The 18,780-nt window shown below is 64.6% G+C and carries 17 protein-coding genes; 13 read left to right on the top strand and 4 right to left on the bottom strand.

Going from position 1 to position 18,780, the window contains the following annotated elements; genetic code table 11:
* Positions 1–91 precede the first annotated feature (91 nt).
* From ACMNAY_RS05130 to ACMNAY_RS05120, 3 genes are all read right to left on the bottom strand, one after another.
* Positions 92–778: a YoaK family protein gene (locus ACMNAY_RS05130; RefSeq protein ID WP_394968439.1), complete on the bottom strand. Its 687-nt coding sequence runs from the start codon at positions 776–778 to the stop codon at positions 92–94.
* Positions 779–915: 137 nt separating this feature from the next.
* Complete coding sequence (locus tag ACMNAY_RS05125) at positions 916–2,694, bottom strand: phosphoenolpyruvate carboxykinase (GTP) (RefSeq protein ID WP_418718638.1); 1,779 nt, start codon at positions 2,692–2,694, stop codon at positions 916–918.
* A gap of 208 nt (positions 2,695–2,902) precedes the next feature.
* Positions 2,903–4,084: a nucleotidyltransferase family protein gene (locus ACMNAY_RS05120; RefSeq protein WP_418718637.1), complete on the bottom strand. Its 1,182-nt coding sequence runs from the start codon at positions 4,082–4,084 to the stop codon at positions 2,903–2,905.
* Positions 4,085–4,199: 115 nt separating this feature from the next.
* On the opposite strand from ACMNAY_RS05120, the gene ACMNAY_RS05115 reads away from it, so the two are divergent.
* The 6 genes from ACMNAY_RS05115 (at position 4,200) to ACMNAY_RS05090 (ending at position 9,168) form a co-directional block, all read left to right on the top strand.
* On the top strand, positions 4,200–5,402 hold the full coding sequence (locus tag ACMNAY_RS05115; RefSeq protein ID WP_394975594.1) for an acetate/propionate family kinase: 1,203 nt from the start codon (positions 4,200–4,202) through the stop codon (positions 5,400–5,402).
* A 140-nt stretch (positions 5,403–5,542) separates the two neighbouring features.
* The gene (locus ACMNAY_RS05110) at positions 5,543–5,929 is read left to right on the top strand and encodes a GntR family transcriptional regulator (protein WP_418718636.1); all 387 of its coding nucleotides are present in this window, start codon (positions 5,543–5,545) and stop codon (positions 5,927–5,929) included.
* Positions 5,926–6,819, top strand: coding sequence for an ATP-binding cassette domain-containing protein (locus ACMNAY_RS05105; RefSeq protein ID WP_418718635.1), 894 nt, complete (start codon positions 5,926–5,928; stop codon positions 6,817–6,819). The genes ACMNAY_RS05110 and ACMNAY_RS05105 overlap by 4 nt, the downstream gene beginning before the upstream one ends.
* 13 nt (positions 6,820–6,832) lie before the next feature.
* Positions 6,833–7,486, top strand: coding sequence for a hypothetical protein (locus ACMNAY_RS05100; RefSeq protein WP_394966938.1), 654 nt, complete (start codon positions 6,833–6,835; stop codon positions 7,484–7,486).
* A 7-nt stretch (positions 7,487–7,493) separates the two neighbouring features.
* On the top strand, positions 7,494–8,222 hold the full coding sequence (locus ACMNAY_RS05095; RefSeq protein ID WP_394975590.1) for a hypothetical protein: 729 nt from the start codon (positions 7,494–7,496) through the stop codon (positions 8,220–8,222).
* Positions 8,223–8,235: 13 nt separating this feature from the next.
* A complete protein-coding gene (locus ACMNAY_RS05090; RefSeq protein WP_418718634.1) occupies positions 8,236–9,168 on the top strand; it encodes a DUF3658 domain-containing protein in 933 nt (310 codons plus the stop codon).
* Positions 9,169–9,205: 37 nt separating this feature from the next.
* Here the strand turns inward: ACMNAY_RS05090 and ACMNAY_RS05085 are convergent, their stop codons facing one another.
* Positions 9,206–10,030 (bottom strand): DUF4422 domain-containing protein, encoded by an 825-nt coding sequence (locus ACMNAY_RS05085; RefSeq protein WP_418718633.1) that lies wholly within the window; start codon positions 10,028–10,030, stop codon positions 9,206–9,208.
* 196 nt (positions 10,031–10,226) lie between these two features.
* Here ACMNAY_RS05085 and ACMNAY_RS05080 point away from each other — a divergent pair, with 196 nt between their 5' ends.
* The 7 genes from ACMNAY_RS05080 to ACMNAY_RS05050 are packed head-to-tail and all read left to right on the top strand — an operon-like array spanning position 10,227 to position 18,779.
* Positions 10,227–11,465: a glycosyltransferase family 4 protein gene (locus tag ACMNAY_RS05080; RefSeq protein WP_418718678.1), complete on the top strand. Its 1,239-nt coding sequence runs from the start codon at positions 10,227–10,229 to the stop codon at positions 11,463–11,465.
* A gap of 24 nt (positions 11,466–11,489) precedes the next feature.
* Complete coding sequence (locus ACMNAY_RS05075; protein WP_418718632.1) at positions 11,490–12,443, top strand: glycosyltransferase family 2 protein; 954 nt, start codon at positions 11,490–11,492, stop codon at positions 12,441–12,443.
* Positions 12,440–13,441, top strand: a complete 1,002-nt coding sequence (locus ACMNAY_RS05070) for a glycosyltransferase family 2 protein (protein ID WP_418718631.1) — start codon at positions 12,440–12,442, stop codon at positions 13,439–13,441. The genes ACMNAY_RS05075 and ACMNAY_RS05070 overlap by 4 nt, the downstream gene beginning before the upstream one ends.
* A 28-nt stretch (positions 13,442–13,469) precedes the next feature.
* A complete protein-coding gene (locus ACMNAY_RS05065; RefSeq protein WP_418718630.1) occupies positions 13,470–14,465 on the top strand; it encodes a glycosyltransferase family 2 protein in 996 nt (331 codons plus the stop codon).
* A gap of 21 nt (positions 14,466–14,486) precedes the next feature.
* Positions 14,487–15,500: a glycosyltransferase family 2 protein gene (locus ACMNAY_RS05060; protein WP_418718629.1), complete on the top strand. Its 1,014-nt coding sequence runs from the start codon at positions 14,487–14,489 to the stop codon at positions 15,498–15,500.
* A complete protein-coding gene (locus tag ACMNAY_RS05055) occupies positions 15,497–17,704 on the top strand; it encodes a glycosyltransferase (protein WP_418718628.1) in 2,208 nt (735 codons plus the stop codon). The genes ACMNAY_RS05060 and ACMNAY_RS05055 overlap by 4 nt, the downstream gene beginning before the upstream one ends.
* A gap of 13 nt (positions 17,705–17,717) precedes the next feature.
* A complete protein-coding gene (locus ACMNAY_RS05050) occupies positions 17,718–18,779 on the top strand; it encodes a glycosyltransferase family 2 protein (RefSeq protein ID WP_418718627.1) in 1,062 nt (353 codons plus the stop codon).
* Position 18,780 lies beyond the last annotated feature (1 nt).

Below are 18,780 nucleotides of genomic sequence, written 5' to 3'. Positions count from 1 at the left end.
TTTGGATACAGTCTATTCGGCCCGGGCGGAAAAATATGAACACAGAAAAGCGGCCGCCCCGGCAAACCCGGAGCGGCCGCTTTTTGCGTTTTTATTCCCGGCTGGTCACTTCGGCCCGGCTTAAGCTCACCAGCACCACCGCCAGCAGCACGCAGGCCGCCAGCACCGACCACTGGCCCAGAGGCCCGGCCAGCACCGCGCTCACCGCCGCGCCGGCGATGAAGGCCACGATGACCTGGTAATACCGCAGGCTGGAGCGCAAAATGCCTCGGTCGCGGGTCTGGAAGTACTGATACAGCAGCTCGGTGCCGCTGCGCAGGTTGCCGGTGCACATGGTGGTGGCGTAGGCCTTGCCGTGCACCCGGCGGAAGCTCTCCACCTGCAAGGCGCAGACGAAGCTCACCGCCCAGTTCACTGCCATATCCCACGCGCCGCCTAAGGGGGCAAAAGCCGCGGCGGCCAGCACACCGATCTCCAGCGCCAGCACCCACTGGCGCCAATGCACCCGGGCAGACGGAGCCGCCTTGCCCCGGCGGCGGATGGCCTCCGCCGCCAGCACACCCAGAAAGAAGGCGAAGATGGGCGGCAGATATTTCACCGCGCCGCCCCAGTCGCCCGCTGCCAGCTTGACGCCCAGCAGCACCATGTTGCCGGTCTCGGCGTTGGCGAACACGCCGCCCCGGCACAGGTAGGTGTAGGCGTCCAGATAGCCGCCCGCCAGCGCCAGCACAAGGCCCACCCGAAGAGCCTCGCTGGTCTGCACCCGCTGTTCGGTCATTTGTTTCTCTCCCCTCTTTTTCCCCTTAAGAGAGCGCCGCACCATTCGCGGCGAACGCCGCCCGGAATGATGCGGGATTACCTCAAAAATGGCCCCCGGTCTCCCGGGGGCCACAGCTTGCTTGCTGGGGGTATGGTTTACCTGGACAGACGCTCGCGCAGGGCGGCCAGCTGCTTGTGCAGCTCGGCGGGAACGCGCTCGCCGATCTCGTTGTAGAGGGCCTCGACGCCGTCGCAGTCCTCCAGCCACAGGTCCTTATCCACGCTCAGCAGGCCCTTGACGGTATCCAGAGTGATGTCGTCCAGGCCGGTGATGTCGATGTCCTCGGCGTTGGGCAGGTAGCCGATGGGGGTCTCCACGGCGTCCACTTCGCCCTTGCAGCGCTTCAGCATCCACATCAGCACACGCATGTTGTCGCCGAAGCCGGGCCAGATGAAGTGGCCTTCGTCATCGGTGCGGAACCAGTTGACATGGAAGATCTTGGGGGCCTTGTCGCCCAGCTTCTCGCCCATCTCGATCCAGTGGCCGAAATAGTCGCCCATGTTGTAGCCGGTGAAGGGACGCATGGCCATGGGATCACGGCGCACGACGCCCACGGCGCCGGCGGCGGCAGCGGTGGTCTCGGAGGCCATGGCGCTGCCCACATACACGCCGTGGTTCCAGTCAAAGCTCTGGAACACCAGCGGAGCGGTCTTGGCGCGGCGGCCGCCGAACACCATGGCGGTGACGGGCACGCCGTTGGGGTTGTTGAACTCCTTGCTCAGGCAGGGGCAGTTCACAGCGGGAGCGGTGAAGCGGCTGTTGGGATGGGCCAGCTTGTTGCCTTCGGCCACCCACTCCTTGCCGTTGACCTTCTTGCCGGTCCACTCCTCGGCGTTCTCGGGGGGATTCTTGTCCAGGCCTTCCCACCACACAGTGTTGTTGTCCAGGTTGTGGGCAACGTTGGTGAAGATGGTGTTCTTCATGGTGGTGTGCAGGGCGTTGGGGTTGGACTTCTCGTTGGTGCCGGGAGCAACGCCGAAGAAGCCGTTCTCGGGGTTGATGGCGTAGAGGCGGCCGTCCTCACCGATGTGCATCCAGGCGATGTCGTCGCCGACGGTCCAGACCTTGTAGCCCTGCTTGGCGTAGACCTCGGGCGGGATCAGCATGGCCAGGTTGGTCTTGCCGCAGGCGGAGGGGAAGGCGGCGGTGATGTACTCCACATGGCCGGTGGGATCCTCGATGCCCAGGATCAGCATATGCTCGGCCATCCAGCCTTCCTTCAGGCCCTGATAGCTGGCGATGCGCAGCGCGAAGCACTTCTTGCCCAGCAGCACGTTGCCGCCGTAGCCGGAGTTGATGGACCAGATGGTGTTCTCTTCGGGGAACTGCACGATGTAGCGGTTCTCCTCTTCCATCTTGGCCTTGGAGTGCAGGCCGCGGACGAAGTCGTTGGAATCGCCCAGCTGATCCAGAGCCTGCTTGCCCATGCGGGTCATGATGTCCATGTTCATGACCACGTAGATGGAGTCGGTCAGCTCAATGCCCACCTTGCTGAAGGGGCTGCCGATGGGGCCCATGCAGTAGGGCAGAACGTACATGGTGCGGCCCTTCATGCAGCCGTCGTACATGGGGATCAGCTTGGCCTTCATCTCGCTGGTTTCCATCCAGTTGTTGATGGGGGCGGCGTCCTCACGCTTCTTGGTGCAGATGTAGGTGCGGCCTTCCACGCGGGCAACGTCGTTCACCGCGGTGTGATGCAGCACACAGCCGGGCAGCAGCTCCTCGTTCAGGGGGACCATCTCACCGGTCTTGAAGCTCTCTTCCCGCAGGGCGGTGAGCTGCTCCTCGCTGCCGTCGATCCACACGACCTTGTCGGGCTTCACCAGGGCGACCATTTCGTCCAGCCAGGTCAGAACATGCTTGTTCGTTGTCATACGCTTTCACCAATCCTCTCATGATGTTCGGGGGCAAACTGCGCTGCGAAAAGGCGGCGCTGAAAAAAGTTTGCCATTTGCACCCATTGTAATCATTATACTTCCGCACCCCAAAAACGGCAATGGATTTTCTGTTAAAAACCCGAAAGTGCAAAAGTTTTCCGTTTCACTTAAAACTTTGACTATTTTTTGACGATTTCCGTTGATTTCACCGAACGAGCACAGGTTTTTGGGTGTAACAGCCGCCCATGGGGCCGGGAATCCGGCGGCAGAGAGCCGCAAGATCCGCGGCGGCGGCGTGGGCGGCGGCCGCCGCCCGGCAGTCATCGTTTTCGCGGGCAAGGCGGGCCAGCGAGGCCCCGGCGGGCTTTTTGCTGCCCCGCAGAAGGGCCAGGCCCCGCTCGTTCGCCGCCAGCACATGGACGTAGGGCGGCAGGGCAGGCAGGGCGGCGGTGTAGCCCAGGGCAGCGTCCAGGGCGTAGCGGCGCAGCCGGGCGTGGGCGTAGCGCTTGGATTTCATCCCGTCGTAAAGTTCCGTCAGGGTCCCGGCGGTGCGCAGGGCGTTTTCCAGCAGATGTTCCAGGCCTTCGGCGGTGCCCCGGGTGCGGGCAAAGGCGGCGGCGTCCGTCCCCCGCAGGCGGGAGAGCATCGCCACGCTCCATGCCCGTTCGTCCAGGTCCTGCCCGGCGGCCTGGGCCTCTTTGTAAAGGGCCAGCGCGGCTTCGGGCACATAGCCCTCCAGCGCCGCCGCGCCCCCCTGCAGCCAGAGGATGCGCAGGCTGGAGGCGCTGGCGAAGCCCTCTGTGCCGGGGCGCGCCTCCCCGTGGGCCGCGCCCTTGCGGGGCAGGGCCCGGGGCGAAATGTGGCTGTTTTGAAGGGCGAGGGCCTTGCAGTACTCCACCCCCAGGTTGTTGTTGGGGCTGGCCAGCACCGCCCCCGCGCCGGGGCAGACTTCCCCGGCGGCGGCGGCCCGGGCGGCGGCAAAGGGCGCGCCCCCCGCGAGGGCACGGGCCAGCGCGGCAGAGAACGCCTCCGAGCGCAGGGCTTCGGCGGTTTTGGCCAGGGCCGCCGTGTCCGGTGTTTCCGCCCCGAACACCAGAGTGTCCAGCGCGGGCAGGGCGCTCAAAACGGTCACCCCGGCGGCGGCAAAGCCCTCGGCGGAAAGGCAGGCATAGGGGTTCGGCAGGCTCAACACCAAATCCGCCCCGCAGGCAAGGGCCGCGGCGGCCCGCACGGCAGGCGGCAGCAGCGCCGCGCCGCCCCGCTGGGTGACGTCTCCGCTCATGCAGACGGTCACCGTTTCGGCGCCCTGGCGGCGCGCCTCGGCGATCTGCCAGGCGTGGCCGGCGTGGAACGGGTCATATTCGGCGATGATCCCGGCGTTTTTCATGGGTTTGGCCCCCTTTTTGCCTTGAAAAGCGGTTTTTCCCATTATATAATAGTGGGTGGACAATGTAAATCCGGGCGGCGAAAGCCGCCAGAAACAGTTTTGGGAGGAAGTATCAATGAAAATCCTGGTTATCAACTGCGGTTCGTCCTCGCTGAAATATCAGCTGATCGACATGACCGACGAGAGCGTGCTGTGCAAGGGCCTGTGCGAGCGCATCGGCATCGAGGGCAGCAAGATCACCCATCAGGCCCACGGCGGCAAGTGGAGCGTGGAGGTCCCCTTCCCCACCCACACCGAGGCCTTCATGAAGGTCGTGGAGATGATGACCACCGGCGAGGGCGCCGTTGTTGCCGACAAGAGCGAGATCGGCGCCATCGGCCACCGCATCGTGCAGGGCGCTGAGTTCTTCACCAAGAGCGAGATCGTCACCGACGCCATCATCGACAAGATCGAGGAGATCGCCCCCCTGGCCCCCGTGCACAACCTGGCCCACGTGCAGGGCCTGCGCAGCGCCAAGAAGGTCTTCGGCGCCGACGTGCCCAACGTTGTGGTCTTCGACACCACCTTCCACCAGACCATGCCTCCCAAGGCTTATATGTACGGCGTGCCCTACGAGATGTACGAGAAGTACGCCATCCGCCGCTACGGCGCCCACGGCACCAGCCACCGCTATGTGAGCATGGCCGCCGCCCAGTTCCTGGGCAAGGACCCCTCCGAGCTGAAGATGGTCACCTGCCATCTGGGCAACGGCAGCAGCATCACCGCCGTGGACGGCGGCAAGTGCGTGGACACCAGCATGGGCCTGACCCCGCTGGCCGGCGTGCTGATGGGCACCCGCTGCGGCGACATCGACCCCAGCGTGGTGACCTACATGGAGCAGAAGCTGGGCATCCACGGCCAGGACATGGCCGACTACCTGAACAAGAAGTGCGGCCTGCTGGGCGTGTCCGGCGTGTCCAGCGACAAGCGCGACGTGGAGGCTGCCTCCGCCGCGGGCAATGAGCGTGCCAAGCTGGCCAGCGATATGCTGAACTACCAGATCAAGAAGTACGTGGGCGCCTACGCCGCCGTGATGGGCGGTCTGGACTGCGTGGTCTTCACCGGCGGCATCGGTGAGAACGACGACTACGTGCGCAGCGAAGTGTGCAAGAACATGGAGTTTTTGGGCATCAAGCTGGACGAGGAGAAGAACAAGCTGCGCGGCCAGGACATCATCGACCTGTCCGCCGCCGACAGCCGCGTGAAGGTGCTGATGGTCTGCACCAACGAAGAGCTGATGATTGCCCGCGACACTCTGGCGCTGGTGACCGCGAAGTAAATCATTTTCCCTGCGTTTCAAGGGCCGCCCCGGTTTGGGGCGGCCCTTTTTTGCTTTCTCCCCTTGACAAAGAGGCCCGGAGGTGCTATGGTTAGTTACATAAGTAATGAACCAATGAACAACGAGCGGAGGTGAACCGGGTGCATGGGAGTTTGAACGACCAGGCGCTGATCTATCTGCAGATCGCCCAGATGCTGGAGGATGACATTCTCCGGGGCGTTTACCGGGAGGAGGAACAGGTGCCCTCCACCAACGAGCTGGCCCGGGAATACAACATCAACCCGGCCACGGCAGCCAAGGGCATCAACCTGCTGGTGGCGGAGGGCGCGCTCTACAAGCGGCGGGGCATCGGCATGTTCGTTGCCCCCGGCGCGACGGCCGCGGTGAAGGAAAAGCGCCGAAAGGCCCTGGGCGAGGAGTATGTGCTGCCTCTTCTGCGGGAGGCGAAGTCCCTGGGCCTTGGCAAAGAAGAACTGCTGGCGATGGTGAAAGAGGCCATCGAACACGAAGGAGGAGAGAAGGCATGACGAGCGGAGTATTGCAGGCGAAGGGCCTGTGCAAATCCTACAAGGACAAACAGGTGCTGAAAAACCTGGACATCACCATCGAGCCGGGCAAGATCTACGGGCTCATCGGGCGCAACGGTGCGGGCAAAACGACGCTGCTGGGCATTCTCACCGCCCAGAACACCCACAACGCGGGCGAAGTGACCTATGACGGCGAGCCGGTGTGGGAGAACCCCAAAGCCCTGGCGGACCTGTGCTTTTCCCGCGAGCTGCAGCCCACCCTGTTCTACGGCCAGAACAACCTGAAAGTGCGCCACTACCTGCAGGCGGGGGCCACCTTCTACCCCCGGTGGGACGAGGAATACGCCCGGCGGCTGATAAAGGAGTTCGGGCTGGAAGAGAAAAAGCGGGTGTGCCAGCTCTCCAAGGGCCAGCTTTCCATGGTGACCATCCTCATCGCCCTGGCCAGCAATGCGCCCGTCACCATTCTGGACGAGCCGGTGGCGGGTCTGGACGTGGTGGCCCGGGAGCGTTTTTACCAGCTTTTGCTGGATGACTACGCCCGCACGAACCGCACCTTCATCATCTCCACCCACATCATTGAGGAGGCGGCGGCGGTGTTTGAGCGGGTGCTCATTCTGGACGACGGCCGCATCATTGAAAACGAGGAGACGGAGGAGCTGGTGGACCAGTTCCGTTATGTGTCCGGCGCCGCCGAGGAAGTGGACCGGGTGTGCGAAGGGATGACGGTGGTGCACCAGCGCACCATGGGCCGCCGCAAGACCGCCGCTGTGCGGGACACTGCCGGCCGCCGGGTCGCCGACCTCGCCGGCGCGGGCGACGTGGACGTTTCGCCTCTGAACCTGCAGAACGTGTTCGTGGCGCTGTGCGGCCACGAGCCGGTGGAATGAGGGAGGTGGCGGCATGACACGCTGTTTCCGGTTCCTTCTGCGCTTTTCGTTGATCAATCTTGGCATCTTCGCCGCCGTGGCGGCGGTCATCGTGGGCGGAGCCTTCGTCACCGACGTGCCCTCGGGGAACACGAACCTTTTTTCCACCTATTTCGACGGCTTCCCTGCCCTGTCGCTGTTCATTCTGTTCATGATGGCCTTTTCCATGACAAGCACCCTCACCCTGGCTCTGAATTTCGGAGCCACCCGCAAAGCCCTGTTCGGCGCGCTGCAGGGGGTGCTGGTGATCTACGCCGTGGGCGGCTGGGTCATCTCGGCCCTCTTTTCCTCCGTGCCGGTGTGGTTCGGCTGGCCCCGGGAGGGGGCGGCAGCGGTGCTGATGCTGAACTCGGGCCCCGCCTTTCTGGCGGCGGGCGCCGCTGCCACGGTATTCGGAGTGCTCAGTGGCGTGATGATGGCCCGCAGCCGCCTTCTCGGGAGCATGGTCCTCATTCTGGCCATGCTGCTCATGATCGTGGGCATTTTCTGGCTGGTCATCACCGGCGGCTCCTTCTCCGGCAGCATGTGGGGCGATTTGCCCTGGCTGCTGCCGCTGGTGCTGGGTCTGGCCGCCGTGGTCGCGGATGTGTTTTTGTATCGCTATCTCAAGGGCTATGTGGTGAGGTGACAACGCCATGTTTAAAAAGTTTTTAAAGATGAACGCCGGCGATTTCTCCCTTTATGCGGCGATCGCGGGCGGGCTGTTCCTGCTGGGCGAGGCAGTCATCCTCTGCGTGATGACCATTGCAAAGCCGGACACCGGCATCTTCCTGGCGGGCATCGTGCTGCCCATCGTGGGGGCGTTCTCCCTGTTTATCATGAGCTTCACCAATTCGACCGTGATGTTCGACACCGCCCTGCGCTTCGGCCGCACCCGGCGGCAGAGCCTGGGGCTGGTGGTCGCGCTGCTGGCCTTGGAAGGGGCCTTCGTCATGGGCCTGGCCGGCCTTTTGGCGCTGGCGGAACGCCTTCTGCTGCCCGGTCTTTGGGCGAAACTGGCCGGGTTTGAGGGCTGGAAGCTGGGTCTGAACATGCCCGTGCCCGAGGGCAGCCAGCCCGTGCAGGCCGCCCTGCTTCAAATCGAGAGCTTTGTGCTGGCCTGGTGGTGGTACCCGCTGCTGTGGGCGGCGGCGCTGGCGCTGGGGCTCTGCTTCGGGGCGCTCATTCAGCGTTTTGGCCCCAAAGGCGCCTGGGCACTTTGGGCCATCTGGATGGGCCTGTGCTTCGGGCCCCAGCTGCTGGGCCAAAACGCCTACCTCATCGGCCAGTGGAGCATCGGCCTGATCGCGGGCGTGGCGGTGCTGGTGGCCGCAGGCCTTGTGTGGGCGGTGTGGTCGCTGCTCCACGCGGTGGTGCGCTGGTAAGGGAGGCAAAAGCATGGTGCATGTGGTCTTTTCCGCCTCCGAAAAAGGCAGTCTGCAGGTAGCGCTGTCCGGCCCGGGGGGCGCGGCGGCGGTGGCCGTCATTGGCGGCACAGGCGGGCCGCTGAGCCGCCTTGCCGCAAAGCGGGAGGCCGCCCGCCAGAAGCAGCAGGCCGCCGGAGCCTTGCCCATGGAAGGTACGCCCGCCGACGTTCTCTGCCTGCCCCTGGCGTTGAGCGTGGGGGACATTTCCGAAGCCGAGCCGGGCGAAAAGCGCCAAAAAGAGCTGGCCGGTCTTTGGGCCATGAGCCCCGCTGAAAACGAGGAATTTGCCGAAAAAATGTTGGAGGAAAGCCGCCACGCGCTGGAAACCCTGCGCCGCCGTGCGGGGAGCGGCGAAACGGTGCGGGTATGGCAAAGCCCCGGGGCAGACGCCGCCTGCGGTATCCGTTTTCTGGCGGCCTGGCTGCGGCCCCTGGGTTTTGACAAGCTGAAGGTAGAGCGGGTGCGGCTGCCGGAATTTGAAGCACGGGCGGACGGCACGGCAGTGCAGTACGACGGCTGGGGCGAAGTGGAGCCCCACCACTGGGCCGCGCTGGCCGACCCGGAGCCTCTGCCCGCCCCGGTGCTGAACGCGCTGGCCGGGGAGTGGGCGATGCTGCAGGCCCGGAACGCCCCTCTGCGGGCGGTGGTGAACGGGCGGGTGGCGAGCGTGCCCGAGGATTTTTACGACGGCTTCGTGCTGGAGGCGCTGCGCGCCCAGCCGGACCAGTTCCGGGAGGCCCAGGCCATCGGGAAACTGCTGGCCACCCTGCGCCCCGGCGTCAGCGACGGCTTTGCCGCAAAGCGCATCGAGGCACTGGTGCAAAAGGGCCTTTTGGAAGAAGTGGAGGACCCGCGGCCGGGCCGCCCGGTCTACGACCGGGTGCTGCGCAAAAAAGGCATATGAAAAAAGGACGTTCGAATGTTCCGAACGTCCTTTTTTGTCAGCAGCCTTTGAGTTTGTAATACACGGCGAAGGCGGCCTTGCTCACCGGCTCCAGCAGGCCCAGCTTCACCAGCACTTTGCGCATCCGGTAGGCAAGGGCCCGGCGGTCGTCCTCGGTGTTGGCCACGTCCATGAACAGGATCTTCTCCGGCGGGAAGTTGTGATCCGCCCAGATGCAGAGCAGATACTCCGAGATGAACCCGCACATACGGGGGGCCAGCACGCCCTGCTCGGCGCCCAGCCGCTCGAACTCCTCCAGCAGCGGGAACATCCAGGCGCTGTAGGCACAGAACACCTCCCGCTTTGCGATGAGCATGTTGCCGAAGCTGGCCCGCCGGCCGTAGGCGAACTTTTCAAAGGAGGGCATATACTCCGGGCAGCGGCGGCGCATCAGTTCCTCCAGCAGGACCATGGGCCGGTTCTGCACCTCTTTCGGCCGGTCGTGGAACAAAATGCCGTTGCAGGCCAGCTTGTAGACGGGTTTTGGCAGGATGATGTCGTAGTGCTCCAGCAGCTTTTCCGCCTCGGCGGCGGTGAGGATCTGGCTCTTCACGTCGGCGGCGTACATGTCGTGCACGAAGTACCGCCGGTAGTGCACAAGGCCCATCGTTTCCGGGCCCGGCAGGTTCTTCCAGGCCCAGTAATGGCCGGTGAGCTCGCAGTACTGGGGGTTCTTTTCGGAGATGTTCTCCCCTTCGTCGTCCCGCTGAAAGCCCAGGTCCTGCGCCGCCAGCGCCGCGCCCACCTGCACCGGCAGATAGCCCTCCAGCGCGGGCGGGTCAAAAGCCTTGTGGGCCGCGATCAAAATCGCCGTTTCGCCCATGGCGTGTCCTCCTTTTTGCCCGGCGTGCGGGCGGTGTGCTTTGGGCTTATTGTACCACAGCCCGCCGGGGCTTTGCAACGCCGCGCCCCCGCCCCCGTTTTGTTGCAATAAACGTGCTTTTTTGCTATACTCTAATCTGTATAAGTATGGCCCGGGCGGCCAAACAAAAACAGCGGAGGGAATGCCCGTGAAAGTAATGTGGATCCTGGATTTTCTGTCCCCCGCCTTTGCCCGGCGGCTGGGCCTTTCGGCGCAGGCCAGCGGAAGCTGGGCCGGCAGCCTGCAGGCGGCGCTGCCCGCCGGGGCCATGGACCTGACGATATGCTGCTTTTCCCCTGCCCTCACCGCGCCCTGCCGTGAGGAGATCGACGGCACCCGCTACATCGGCCTGCCCGCTGCCGACCGGGCGGCGCTGGCCGAGACGCTGGCGGCCCAGCAGCCGGACCTCATCCAACTGTTCGGCACCGAGAACGACCACGCCCCCTGGGTACTGGAACTGTTCGACCCGGAGAAGGTGCTGGTGTACATCCAGGGCCTGGCCGGGCCTTGCGGCGAGCACATGGCCGACGGCCTGCCGCCCCGTTTTCTGCGCCGCCAGCCGCTGAAAGAGGCGCTGGCAAAGCGCACCGGCGGTCTGACCGTGCGGGGCCACTGCCAGCGTTTTCTGGACCGGGGCGTGCGGGAGCGTGCGGTGCTTGCCAAAGCGCGGCACATTCTGGGCCGCACCGACTGGGACAAGGCCTACTGCGCCCGCTATGCCCCCGGCGCCGAATACCATCATCTGCCGGAAATTATGCGCTCCGAGTTCTACGCCGGCGGCTGGCAGCGGCAAAATGCCCAGCCCCACCGCCTGTTCGTGAGCCAGGGCAACGTGCCCCTGAAGGGGCTGCACCGGGCCATCGAAGCGCTGCCCGCGCTGGCGCAGCGCTGGCCGGACGTCCAGCTCTATGTGGCGGGCTGGCCCCCGCCGGACAAAGGCCCCCTGTTGCGGCCCTTTATTCACTGGCTGGCGGAGTACCCCGGTTATCTGGACGGCCTTGCCCGCCGGCTGAAGGTCAGCGACCGCATCCACTACACCGGCGTTTTGAGCGCCGAGGGAATGCGCCAGCAGTTTTTGCTGGCGGAGACCTATCTGCTGTGCTCCAGCGTTGAAAACAGCCCCAACTCCCTGGGCGAAGCCATGCTCACCGGGGTGCCCTGCGCCGCCGCGGCGGTGGGAGGCGTGCCCAGCATGATGAGCGAAAAAGAAGGCGAGCTGTTCGACCCCGACGCCCCCGGCGCGCTGGCCGATGCGGTGGCCGCCCTCTGGGCCGACCCGGCCAAGGCGGAGGAAAAGGCCGCCGCCGCCCGCACCCGGGCGCTGGCCGTCCATGACCCGAAGGCCGTGGCCGACGCCCTGCTGGAACTTTACCGCCGCCTTTGCCCCGGCGGCTGATTCAACGAAAAGGAAGTGGACCCCATGGCCCCGTTGGTGACCGTTGTCATCACCACCTACAATCAGGAACACTACATCCGTCAGGCCATCGACAGCGTGCTGGACCAGAAAACGGATTTTGACTTTGAAATTTATATCACCGAGGACTGCGGCACCGACGGCACCCGCGCCATTCTTCAGGAGTATGCCGCCAAATACCCCGGGCGCATCCGGCTGAACCTGCGGGACAAAAACGTGGGCATCAGCCGCAACTGGTACGAGGGGCTTTGCGCCGCAAAGGGCGAGTTCGTCTGCACGCTGGAAGGGGACGACTGGTGGCGGGACGAATCAAAGCTGCAAAAGCAGGCGGATTTCCTCCGCGCCCACCCGGAGTATCTGGCGGTGAGCCACACCCTGCTGCTCACCGACGACACCGGCCGCACCTGGGGCACCCTGCCCGACGATAAGCGCATCCTGAACGCCGACGCCACCATGTCCCTTTTCCTGCGTGGGGTCACCTACTCCTGCACCGCCTGCATGGTGCGCAACATCTTCCGCACCCCCGACCCCGCCCGGGAGGCCTATGTCACCGCCAACCGCAGCATCGCGGATTTCGCGTTGTGCATGCTGTATCTGGACGGCGGGCGGGTGTTCGTGATGGACGAGGCCATGAGCGCCTACCGGGTGTCCGGCGGCGACGCGGCCCACCAGAACTACAACACCCGGGCCAGCGCCGTGAAGAAATACGCCGATTTCCTGGACGTGGTGCTGGCCAGCAAAGCCTACTTCGGCAGCCGCTATCCCTTCACCCGCTGCCTTCTGGCGGGCACCTTCTACCCCCTCATCGACCGGGTCAAATACGGCGGCCTCGGCCCCTTCCTGAAAGAGATGGGCCGCCTGCCCGCCGCCGCGAAGCTGGCCCTGCCCTTCTATTTCGCCGGCCGGTGCTGCGGCCTTGTGTGGAACAAATTTTTCGGCAAAAAGGAGGCCCGGTCATGAGCGAAGTGCTGCTGAGCGTCATCGTGCCGGTGTACAACGCCGCCGCCACGCTGGAACACTGCGCGGCCAGCGTTCTCGGCCAGGCCCCCGCGGCCACCGAGCTGATTTTGGTGGACGACGGCTCCGCCGATTCCTCCCCCGCCCTGTGCGATGAATTGGCGGCAAAGGACGCCCGCGTGCGGGTCATCCACCAGAAAAACGGTGGGGCCTCCGCCGCCCGCAACGCCGGCCTTGCCGCCGCCACCGGGCGCTACGTCCAGTTCGTGGACGCGGACGACTGGGTGAACCCCGGGCTGTACGACGCGGCCCTGCCGCCGTTGGAAGCGGGGGCGGACGTCTGCTTTTTCGGGGTGGACACCCTTTTGGGCGAGGTGAACGAGACGCTGCCCGCCGGGCGGATGGACTCGCTGGCACAGCTTGCCGGGAACTTCGCCTACTATCTGGTGGACACCGGCCTGTTCGCCGCGCTCTACAACAAGATTTTCCGCCGCGCCGCCCTTGACGGCGTGCGTTTTGACGAGGCGCTGAAGGTCAACGAGGATCTGCTCTTCTGCCTTTCAGCGCTGGAACACTGCGGCCCGGCCTACTTTATCCCCGCGGCCTATTACGTTTGCGACAACCGGGCGGAGGGCAGCCTCTCCCGCCGGCTGCGCACCGATCTGCTGGACGCGGAGGAGTACACCCGCCCGGCGGTGGCGGCTTTTCTGGCCCGTTTCGGCGCGTCGGAAGAGGAGACCCGCCAGGTGCTTTTGAAGCGCCAGGGAGGCGTTGCCGCCGCCCAATGCGCCATGCTGCTGGGGCGCAAGGGGACGCTGCCCTTCGGCCAGTGCCGCCGCCTGTTCGCCCGTCTGCTGGCGCCCGCCCACTGCCGCGACGCGGTGGCTGACTGGGTGCAGCGCTGCTACACCGGCCCCGCCCGCCTTGTCTACGGGGTGTGCGTGCGGCTGCGCCTTGCCGGGGCGCTGGCCCTTGTGCGTACTTTACGCGCCGGGAGCTGAATTTCTTCAAGGAGGCTTATTTTACAACATGCCCGCTGTCATCAGCTGCGTGATGCCCGTCCACAACGCCGAAAAATATCTTTCGGCGGCGGTGGAGAGCGTTCTGGCGCAGAACTACCCCTATTTTGAATTGATCTTGGTGGACGACGGCTCCACCGACGGCTCTTCCGCCCTTTGCGGCGAATTTTCCCTCAAGGACGACCGGGTGAAGCTGCTGAGCCAGCCCAACCGGGGCGCCGCTGCCGCCCGCAACGCCGGCCTTGCCGCCGCCACCGGGCGCTACCTCACCTTCGTGGACGCGGACGATATTCTGAAACCCGGCGCCTTTTCTGCCATTGCCCGGTCCGCCGCCTCCTCCCCCGACCTTGTCAGCTACGGCTTTGAGTGGCGGGAGGGTGAAAAGAGCACCCCGGCGGTCTACCCCGCTTTCCAGTGCGGCCTTGAGGGCTTCTGGGAGCACTTTGTGGGCTACTACCAGGCGAACCAGTTCTTCTCGCTGTGCAACAAGGCCTACAAACTGGAGGCGGTGCGCCAGGCGGGACTTTCCTTTGACGAGGGCCTGCGCACCGGAGAGGACATCGCCTTCAACTTCGCCTTCTGGCCCCACATCGGCCAGATGGTGCATCTGGGGGAGAGTTTTTACGAATACTGGGTGCATCCTTCCACCCTGACCCACGCCGCCACGCTGGACAATCTGGTCACCAGCCAGCGGGTGCTGGATCAGATGGAGGCCTTTGTCACCGCCGCCGGCCGCCCGGAGCTGGCCACGCCCCTCATCGACAGCCAGCGCCCCCACGACGCGGTGAGTTTTTACACCCTGCTTTTGGACCGCACCAAGGCCTACCCGCTGGAAAAGCGGAAGGCGGCGCTGACGGCCCTGTTTGAAAATGAGGTCTGGTACCCCGCGCTGCTCAAAGGGCTCGCGGGCATCCCCGGCCTTTACGGCACCTATCTCCGCCTTGCGGCCCGCCGCAAAAGCCCTGCCCTTGCCTGCCTGCCCCTGCGGCTGCGGGGCGCGAAATAACCCGTTTCAGGAGGCGTTTTCATGCCCACCATCAGCATCATCACCACCGTCTACGACGCGAAAGACTACCTGCCCGTCACCGTGAAGAGCATCCTCGCCCAGACCTTCACCGACTTTGAGCTCATTCTGGTGGAGGACGGAAGCCCCAACGGCTGCGGCGAGCTGTGCGACGAACTGGCAAAGACCGACGGGCGCATCCGCGTTGTCCACAAGCCCAACGGCGGCCCTGCCAGCGCCGCCAACGCGGGTCTGGACGCGGCGACGGGCCGCTACATCAGCTATGTGGACTCCGACGATCTGCTGGAGCCGGACTTTCTGGAGACCCTCTACAACATGGTGCAGGAGAGCGGCTGCCCGCTGGCGGCCTGCGGCGCGGAGTGCATCGACGAGGAGGGCAACCGCCTGGGCCGTGGCGTGACCGCGGCCGAGGACCTGCTGGGCGAAGGGGACGCGCTGAACCAGTTCTACGACGTTCTGCGGGACGGCGGCATGTACTGCATGGTCACCTGGAACAAGCTCTACGACGCCCGGCTTTTCGAGGGCGTGCGCCACGACGAGACCATGTTCTTCGGCGACGACGCCAACATCATGGACAAAATTTACGACGGCCGGCGCATCGTGGCCACCAACAAACCGCTGTACCTCTACCGGGTGCGCACCGGCAACATGACCAGCGCCGCTTTCTCGGTGAAAAAGCTGGACGATTTGCGTCTGTACGGCTCCTGGGTGGACTTCTTCGCCAAAAGAGGCGACCGGGCGGACCTGTACCGCCGGGCGGTGGCCCGCTACTGGCAGGTGTTCTATCTCTTCTACGTCCACGCCCGCAAGGCCGGGCCCCTCTCGCCGGAGCTGAAGGCGGGCTTTGCAAAGCACAAGAAAAAGCTGAACGGGCTGCTTTCCGCCATTCTGAACTGCCCCTATGTGCCCGCCGGGGAAAAGCTGCGGGCGGTGCTGTTCGTTTTAAGCCCCGAAGGCTGCTACCGGCTGGCGGCGGCCCGAGGCGCGCTGCACAAGGAGAAGGAGGCGGGCGAATGAGCGAAGCAAAGCGCCCGGCCATCAGCGTCATCGTGCCGGTCTATAAGGTAGAGGACTGCCTGCCCGCCTGCGCCGAGAGCCTGCTGAGCCAAACCTTCACCGACTTTGAGCTGATTTTTGTGGACGACGGCAGCCCCGACGGCTGCGGCGCCCTCTGCGACGGCTATGCCGCCCGGGACAGCCGGGTGAAGGTCATCCACCGGCAGAACGGCGGCCTTTCCGCCGCCCGCAATTCCGGGCTGGACATTGCCCAGGGCGAAGCCATCGCCTTTGTGGACTCCGACGATCTGGTGGCGGCGGACTATCTGGAAAAGCTGCACGCCGCTCTGGAAGAGTCCGGCGCGGACATGGCCCTCTGCGCCGTGGAAGACGTGGACGAGGCGGGCGCGCCGCTGAAGGAGCGGGTGCTCACCGTGCCGGAAGAGGCGGGAGTGTTCGGCGGCCGGGAGCTGCTGGCCAAATTCTTCGGCCCCGCCTCCACCTGCTACACCGTGGCCTGGAACAAACTCTACCGCCGGGAATTGTGGCAAGACCTGCGCTACCCCGAAGGGCGCATCCACGAGGACGACGCGGTGGCCCACCTGCTGTTCTGGCAGGCGGAAAAGGTCGTTTGCATTTCCGACGTGCTCTATTTCTACCGGCTGCGCCAGGGCAGCATCTGCCGCACCGGGCTGCGCCCCTCCGCCTTTGACGGAGTGGACGCGGCGGCGGCCCGCTGCCGCTTTTTCACCGCCCACGACCGCCCCGATCTGGCGGCGCTGGCCCTGCCGGGAGCCTGGCGGCGGTATCTGGCCCTCTGCGCCCAGTGCGAGGAGACCACCCTCACCTGGCCGCTGGCCGCCCGCTGGCAGGAGGCCCAGGCCCAGATGGCCACCCTGCTACCCCTTTTGAACGCCTGCCCCGGCCTTTCCGTCCGGGAGAAATTGAGCTGCCGCCGGTGGGCCAGACGGGCGCTGCCCCTGCCCCCCAAAAACGGCAAGATGCGGGTGGCGCTGCTGCTGCCCCCCGGCCTGCCGGTGCCCGCCGTGAAAGGCGGCGCGGTGGAGACCCTGGCGGAGCATCTGGCCCGCCAGAACGCCTGGTTCAAAGAGATGGAACTGGCGGTGCTCTGCCAGTGGGACGAGACGGCCGCCAGCGAGTCCGCCTGCTTTGCGGACACATTGTTTTATTATCAGACGCCCCCGGTGCAGACCCTCGGCCACCGGCTGAAGGTGCGTTTTTCCGCCCTTTTGGGCAAGCCCATCCACTGGAACCGCTGGTACGCGGCGTCTCTGCCCTTTTTGAAGCGGCTGGACGCCGACTGGTACCTGGGCGAGGGCGGCGACCTCACCGGCTGGCGGCAGGCCAGCCGGGCCTTGGGCCGGGGCCGCTTTGCCGCCCACCTGCACGGAGAAACGGCGGGCAGCGCCGCTCTGGACGAAATTTACAGCCGCGCTTTGTGCATCAGCGAATTTGTGCGCGGCAAATGGCTGGAAGGCAGCGGCGAAGGATCCGAAAGCGCCGCCCTTTTGCCCAACTGCGCCGACCTTGACCTCTTCTGCCCCGAAGGGCAGGAAGGCGAAGCCGCGGCTTTGCGGGAGAAGTTCGGTTTTAGCCCCACGGATTTCGTGGTGCTGTTCTGCGGGCGTACCTGCCCGGAAAAGGGCGTGCATCAGCTGCTGGCGGCGATGGCGGGCATCCCCGACGCCAGTGTGAAGCTGCTGGTGGCGGGCAGCCCCTTCTTCGGGGCGCAGGAGCGCTCAGACTACGCCGACGGGCTGCAGAAACAGGCCGAGGCGCTGGGCCAGCGGGTGAAGTTCGCCGGCTTTGTGCCGAACCCCCAGCTGCCCGCCTATTACCGCATGGCAAACACCGCCTGTTTCCCCGCCCTGTGGCAGGAGCCGGCGGGTATCACCGCCATCGAGGCCATGGCCTGCGGCTGCCCGGTCATCGCCACCGATTCCGGCGGCCTGCCGGAGTATCTGGCGGGCAGCGGAGCGGTCATCCTGCCCCGGAGCGAAAGGTTTGAAAACGAGCGGCTCGTGCCCGTGCCGGACGCGCCGCCGCTGGAAAAGACCATCGCAGAAGCCATTCTGGCCCTGAAAGCCGACCCCGCCCGGGCCGCCGCCATGGCGAAAGCCGGCCGCGAAGCCGCCGGGCGCTACGCCCCCGCAAGCTATTACCGCACCCTTCTGGCCGCGCTGAAGGGTTGGAAAAACCGTTGAGGAGTGAGACGTCATGGCCCCGAAAGTGACCATTGTGATCCCCGTCTACAAAGTTGAACAGTATCTGCCCGCCTGCATCGAGAGTGTGCGGGCCCAGACCTTCACCGACTGGGAATGCATCCTGGTGGACGACGGCAGCCCCGATGGCTGCGGCGCCATCTGCGACGAGGCCGCCCGCCAGGACGAGCGGTTCCGGGTGGTGCACCGGGAGAATGGGGGTCTGAGCCGGGCGCGGAACTCAGGCATGGAGGTGGCCCGGGGCGAGTATTATGTTTTCCTTGATTCAGATGATGCCATCCATCCCCGGTTGCTGGAACTTGTGCTGAAGGAGCAGGCCCACCGCCCGAATTCTCTGATCACCTGGACCTTCACCGAGAACCAGTCGGACTGGGCAAATCTTGTTATTCCCGACGTCATTCCCGCCACTGTCTATGGCCAAAGAGATCTTTTGCGCTATTTTGCCAACCGCACACTGTTCAACTCCGCCACCAATAAGCTGTATCCTCGTGAGACCATTCTGCAACATAATCTCTGGTTTGATCCCAGCGCAGGATACGTTGAAGACTACGTTTTTTTTACTGCGTTTTGGAAAGTCCTTTTTGCGTCCAGCTCTGACAAAAACATTTGTCAGCTCAATCTTCCGCTGTATTACTACAATCGAAGCAACACCGACAGCATTACCCACACCACCGGCGCGTCCTACACACGGGATTTTTCAAGTTATTGCACGCAGCAGCTGGAACTTTATGCGCAAGCAAGAGACATTTTCGGTTCCTTTGAGAACTACCCGCCCAAGGACGTTCTCACTGTGTCGAACGCCGCATTGAACAGCATCGCCTACGGGCTTTGCAATCTTCCCCATCCTCACCGGGAGATCGTTGCTTTATGGCGTGTTCCGGAATTGACCGATATCCTTCGGTGGCATCGTCGCTACCATGTACATAATGTCTACTTGCTTTTTCTGCAGCTCCGCTGGGCGGGTGGCGTAAAATGGTGGTTTCGGATGCACGAAATGCGCCCCGATTTGTATTCTCTGGTCTACTGCCTGGGTTACCGAAAGATTTTACGTTCCTGAC

This window comes from Candidatus Allofournierella merdipullorum, assembly GCF_048426865.1.
Classification (GTDB): Bacteria; Bacillota; Clostridia; order Oscillospirales; family Ruminococcaceae; genus Allofournierella_A; species Allofournierella_A merdipullorum.
This window is presented reverse-complemented; position numbering and strand designations above follow the sequence as displayed.

Bases quoted from the DNA above. Each gene is read 5' to 3' on its own strand.
- ACMNAY_RS05130 (WP_394968439.1), bottom strand. From the start codon at position 778: ATGACCGAACAGCGGGTGCAGACCAGCGAGGCTCTTCGGGTGGGCCTT.
- ACMNAY_RS05125 (WP_418718638.1), bottom strand. From the start codon at position 2,694: ATGACAACGAACAAGCATGTTCTGACCTGGCTGGACGAAATGGTCGCC.
- ACMNAY_RS05120 (WP_418718637.1), bottom strand. From the start codon at position 4,084: ATGAAAAACGCCGGGATCATCGCCGAATATGACCCGTTCCACGCCGGC.
- ACMNAY_RS05115 (WP_394975594.1), top strand. From the start codon at position 4,200: ATGAAAATCCTGGTTATCAACTGCGGTTCGTCCTCGCTGAAATATCAG.
- ACMNAY_RS05105 (WP_418718635.1), top strand. From the start codon at position 5,926: ATGACGAGCGGAGTATTGCAGGCGAAGGGCCTGTGCAAATCCTACAAG.
- ACMNAY_RS05100 (WP_394966938.1), top strand. From the start codon at position 6,833: ATGACACGCTGTTTCCGGTTCCTTCTGCGCTTTTCGTTGATCAATCTT.
- ACMNAY_RS05095 (WP_394975590.1), top strand. From the start codon at position 7,494: ATGTTTAAAAAGTTTTTAAAGATGAACGCCGGCGATTTCTCCCTTTAT.
- ACMNAY_RS05090 (WP_418718634.1), top strand. From the start codon at position 8,236: ATGGTGCATGTGGTCTTTTCCGCCTCCGAAAAAGGCAGTCTGCAGGTA.
- ACMNAY_RS05085 (WP_418718633.1), bottom strand. From the start codon at position 10,030: ATGGGCGAAACGGCGATTTTGATCGCGGCCCACAAGGCTTTTGACCCG.
- ACMNAY_RS05080 (WP_418718678.1), top strand. From the start codon at position 10,227: ATGTGGATCCTGGATTTTCTGTCCCCCGCCTTTGCCCGGCGGCTGGGC.
- ACMNAY_RS05075 (WP_418718632.1), top strand. From the start codon at position 11,490: ATGGCCCCGTTGGTGACCGTTGTCATCACCACCTACAATCAGGAACAC.
- ACMNAY_RS05070 (WP_418718631.1), top strand. From the start codon at position 12,440: ATGAGCGAAGTGCTGCTGAGCGTCATCGTGCCGGTGTACAACGCCGCC.
- ACMNAY_RS05065 (WP_418718630.1), top strand. From the start codon at position 13,470: ATGCCCGCTGTCATCAGCTGCGTGATGCCCGTCCACAACGCCGAAAAA.
- ACMNAY_RS05060 (WP_418718629.1), top strand. From the start codon at position 14,487: ATGCCCACCATCAGCATCATCACCACCGTCTACGACGCGAAAGACTAC.
- ACMNAY_RS05055 (WP_418718628.1), top strand. From the start codon at position 15,497: ATGAGCGAAGCAAAGCGCCCGGCCATCAGCGTCATCGTGCCGGTCTAT.
- ACMNAY_RS05050 (WP_418718627.1), top strand. From the start codon at position 17,718: ATGGCCCCGAAAGTGACCATTGTGATCCCCGTCTACAAAGTTGAACAG.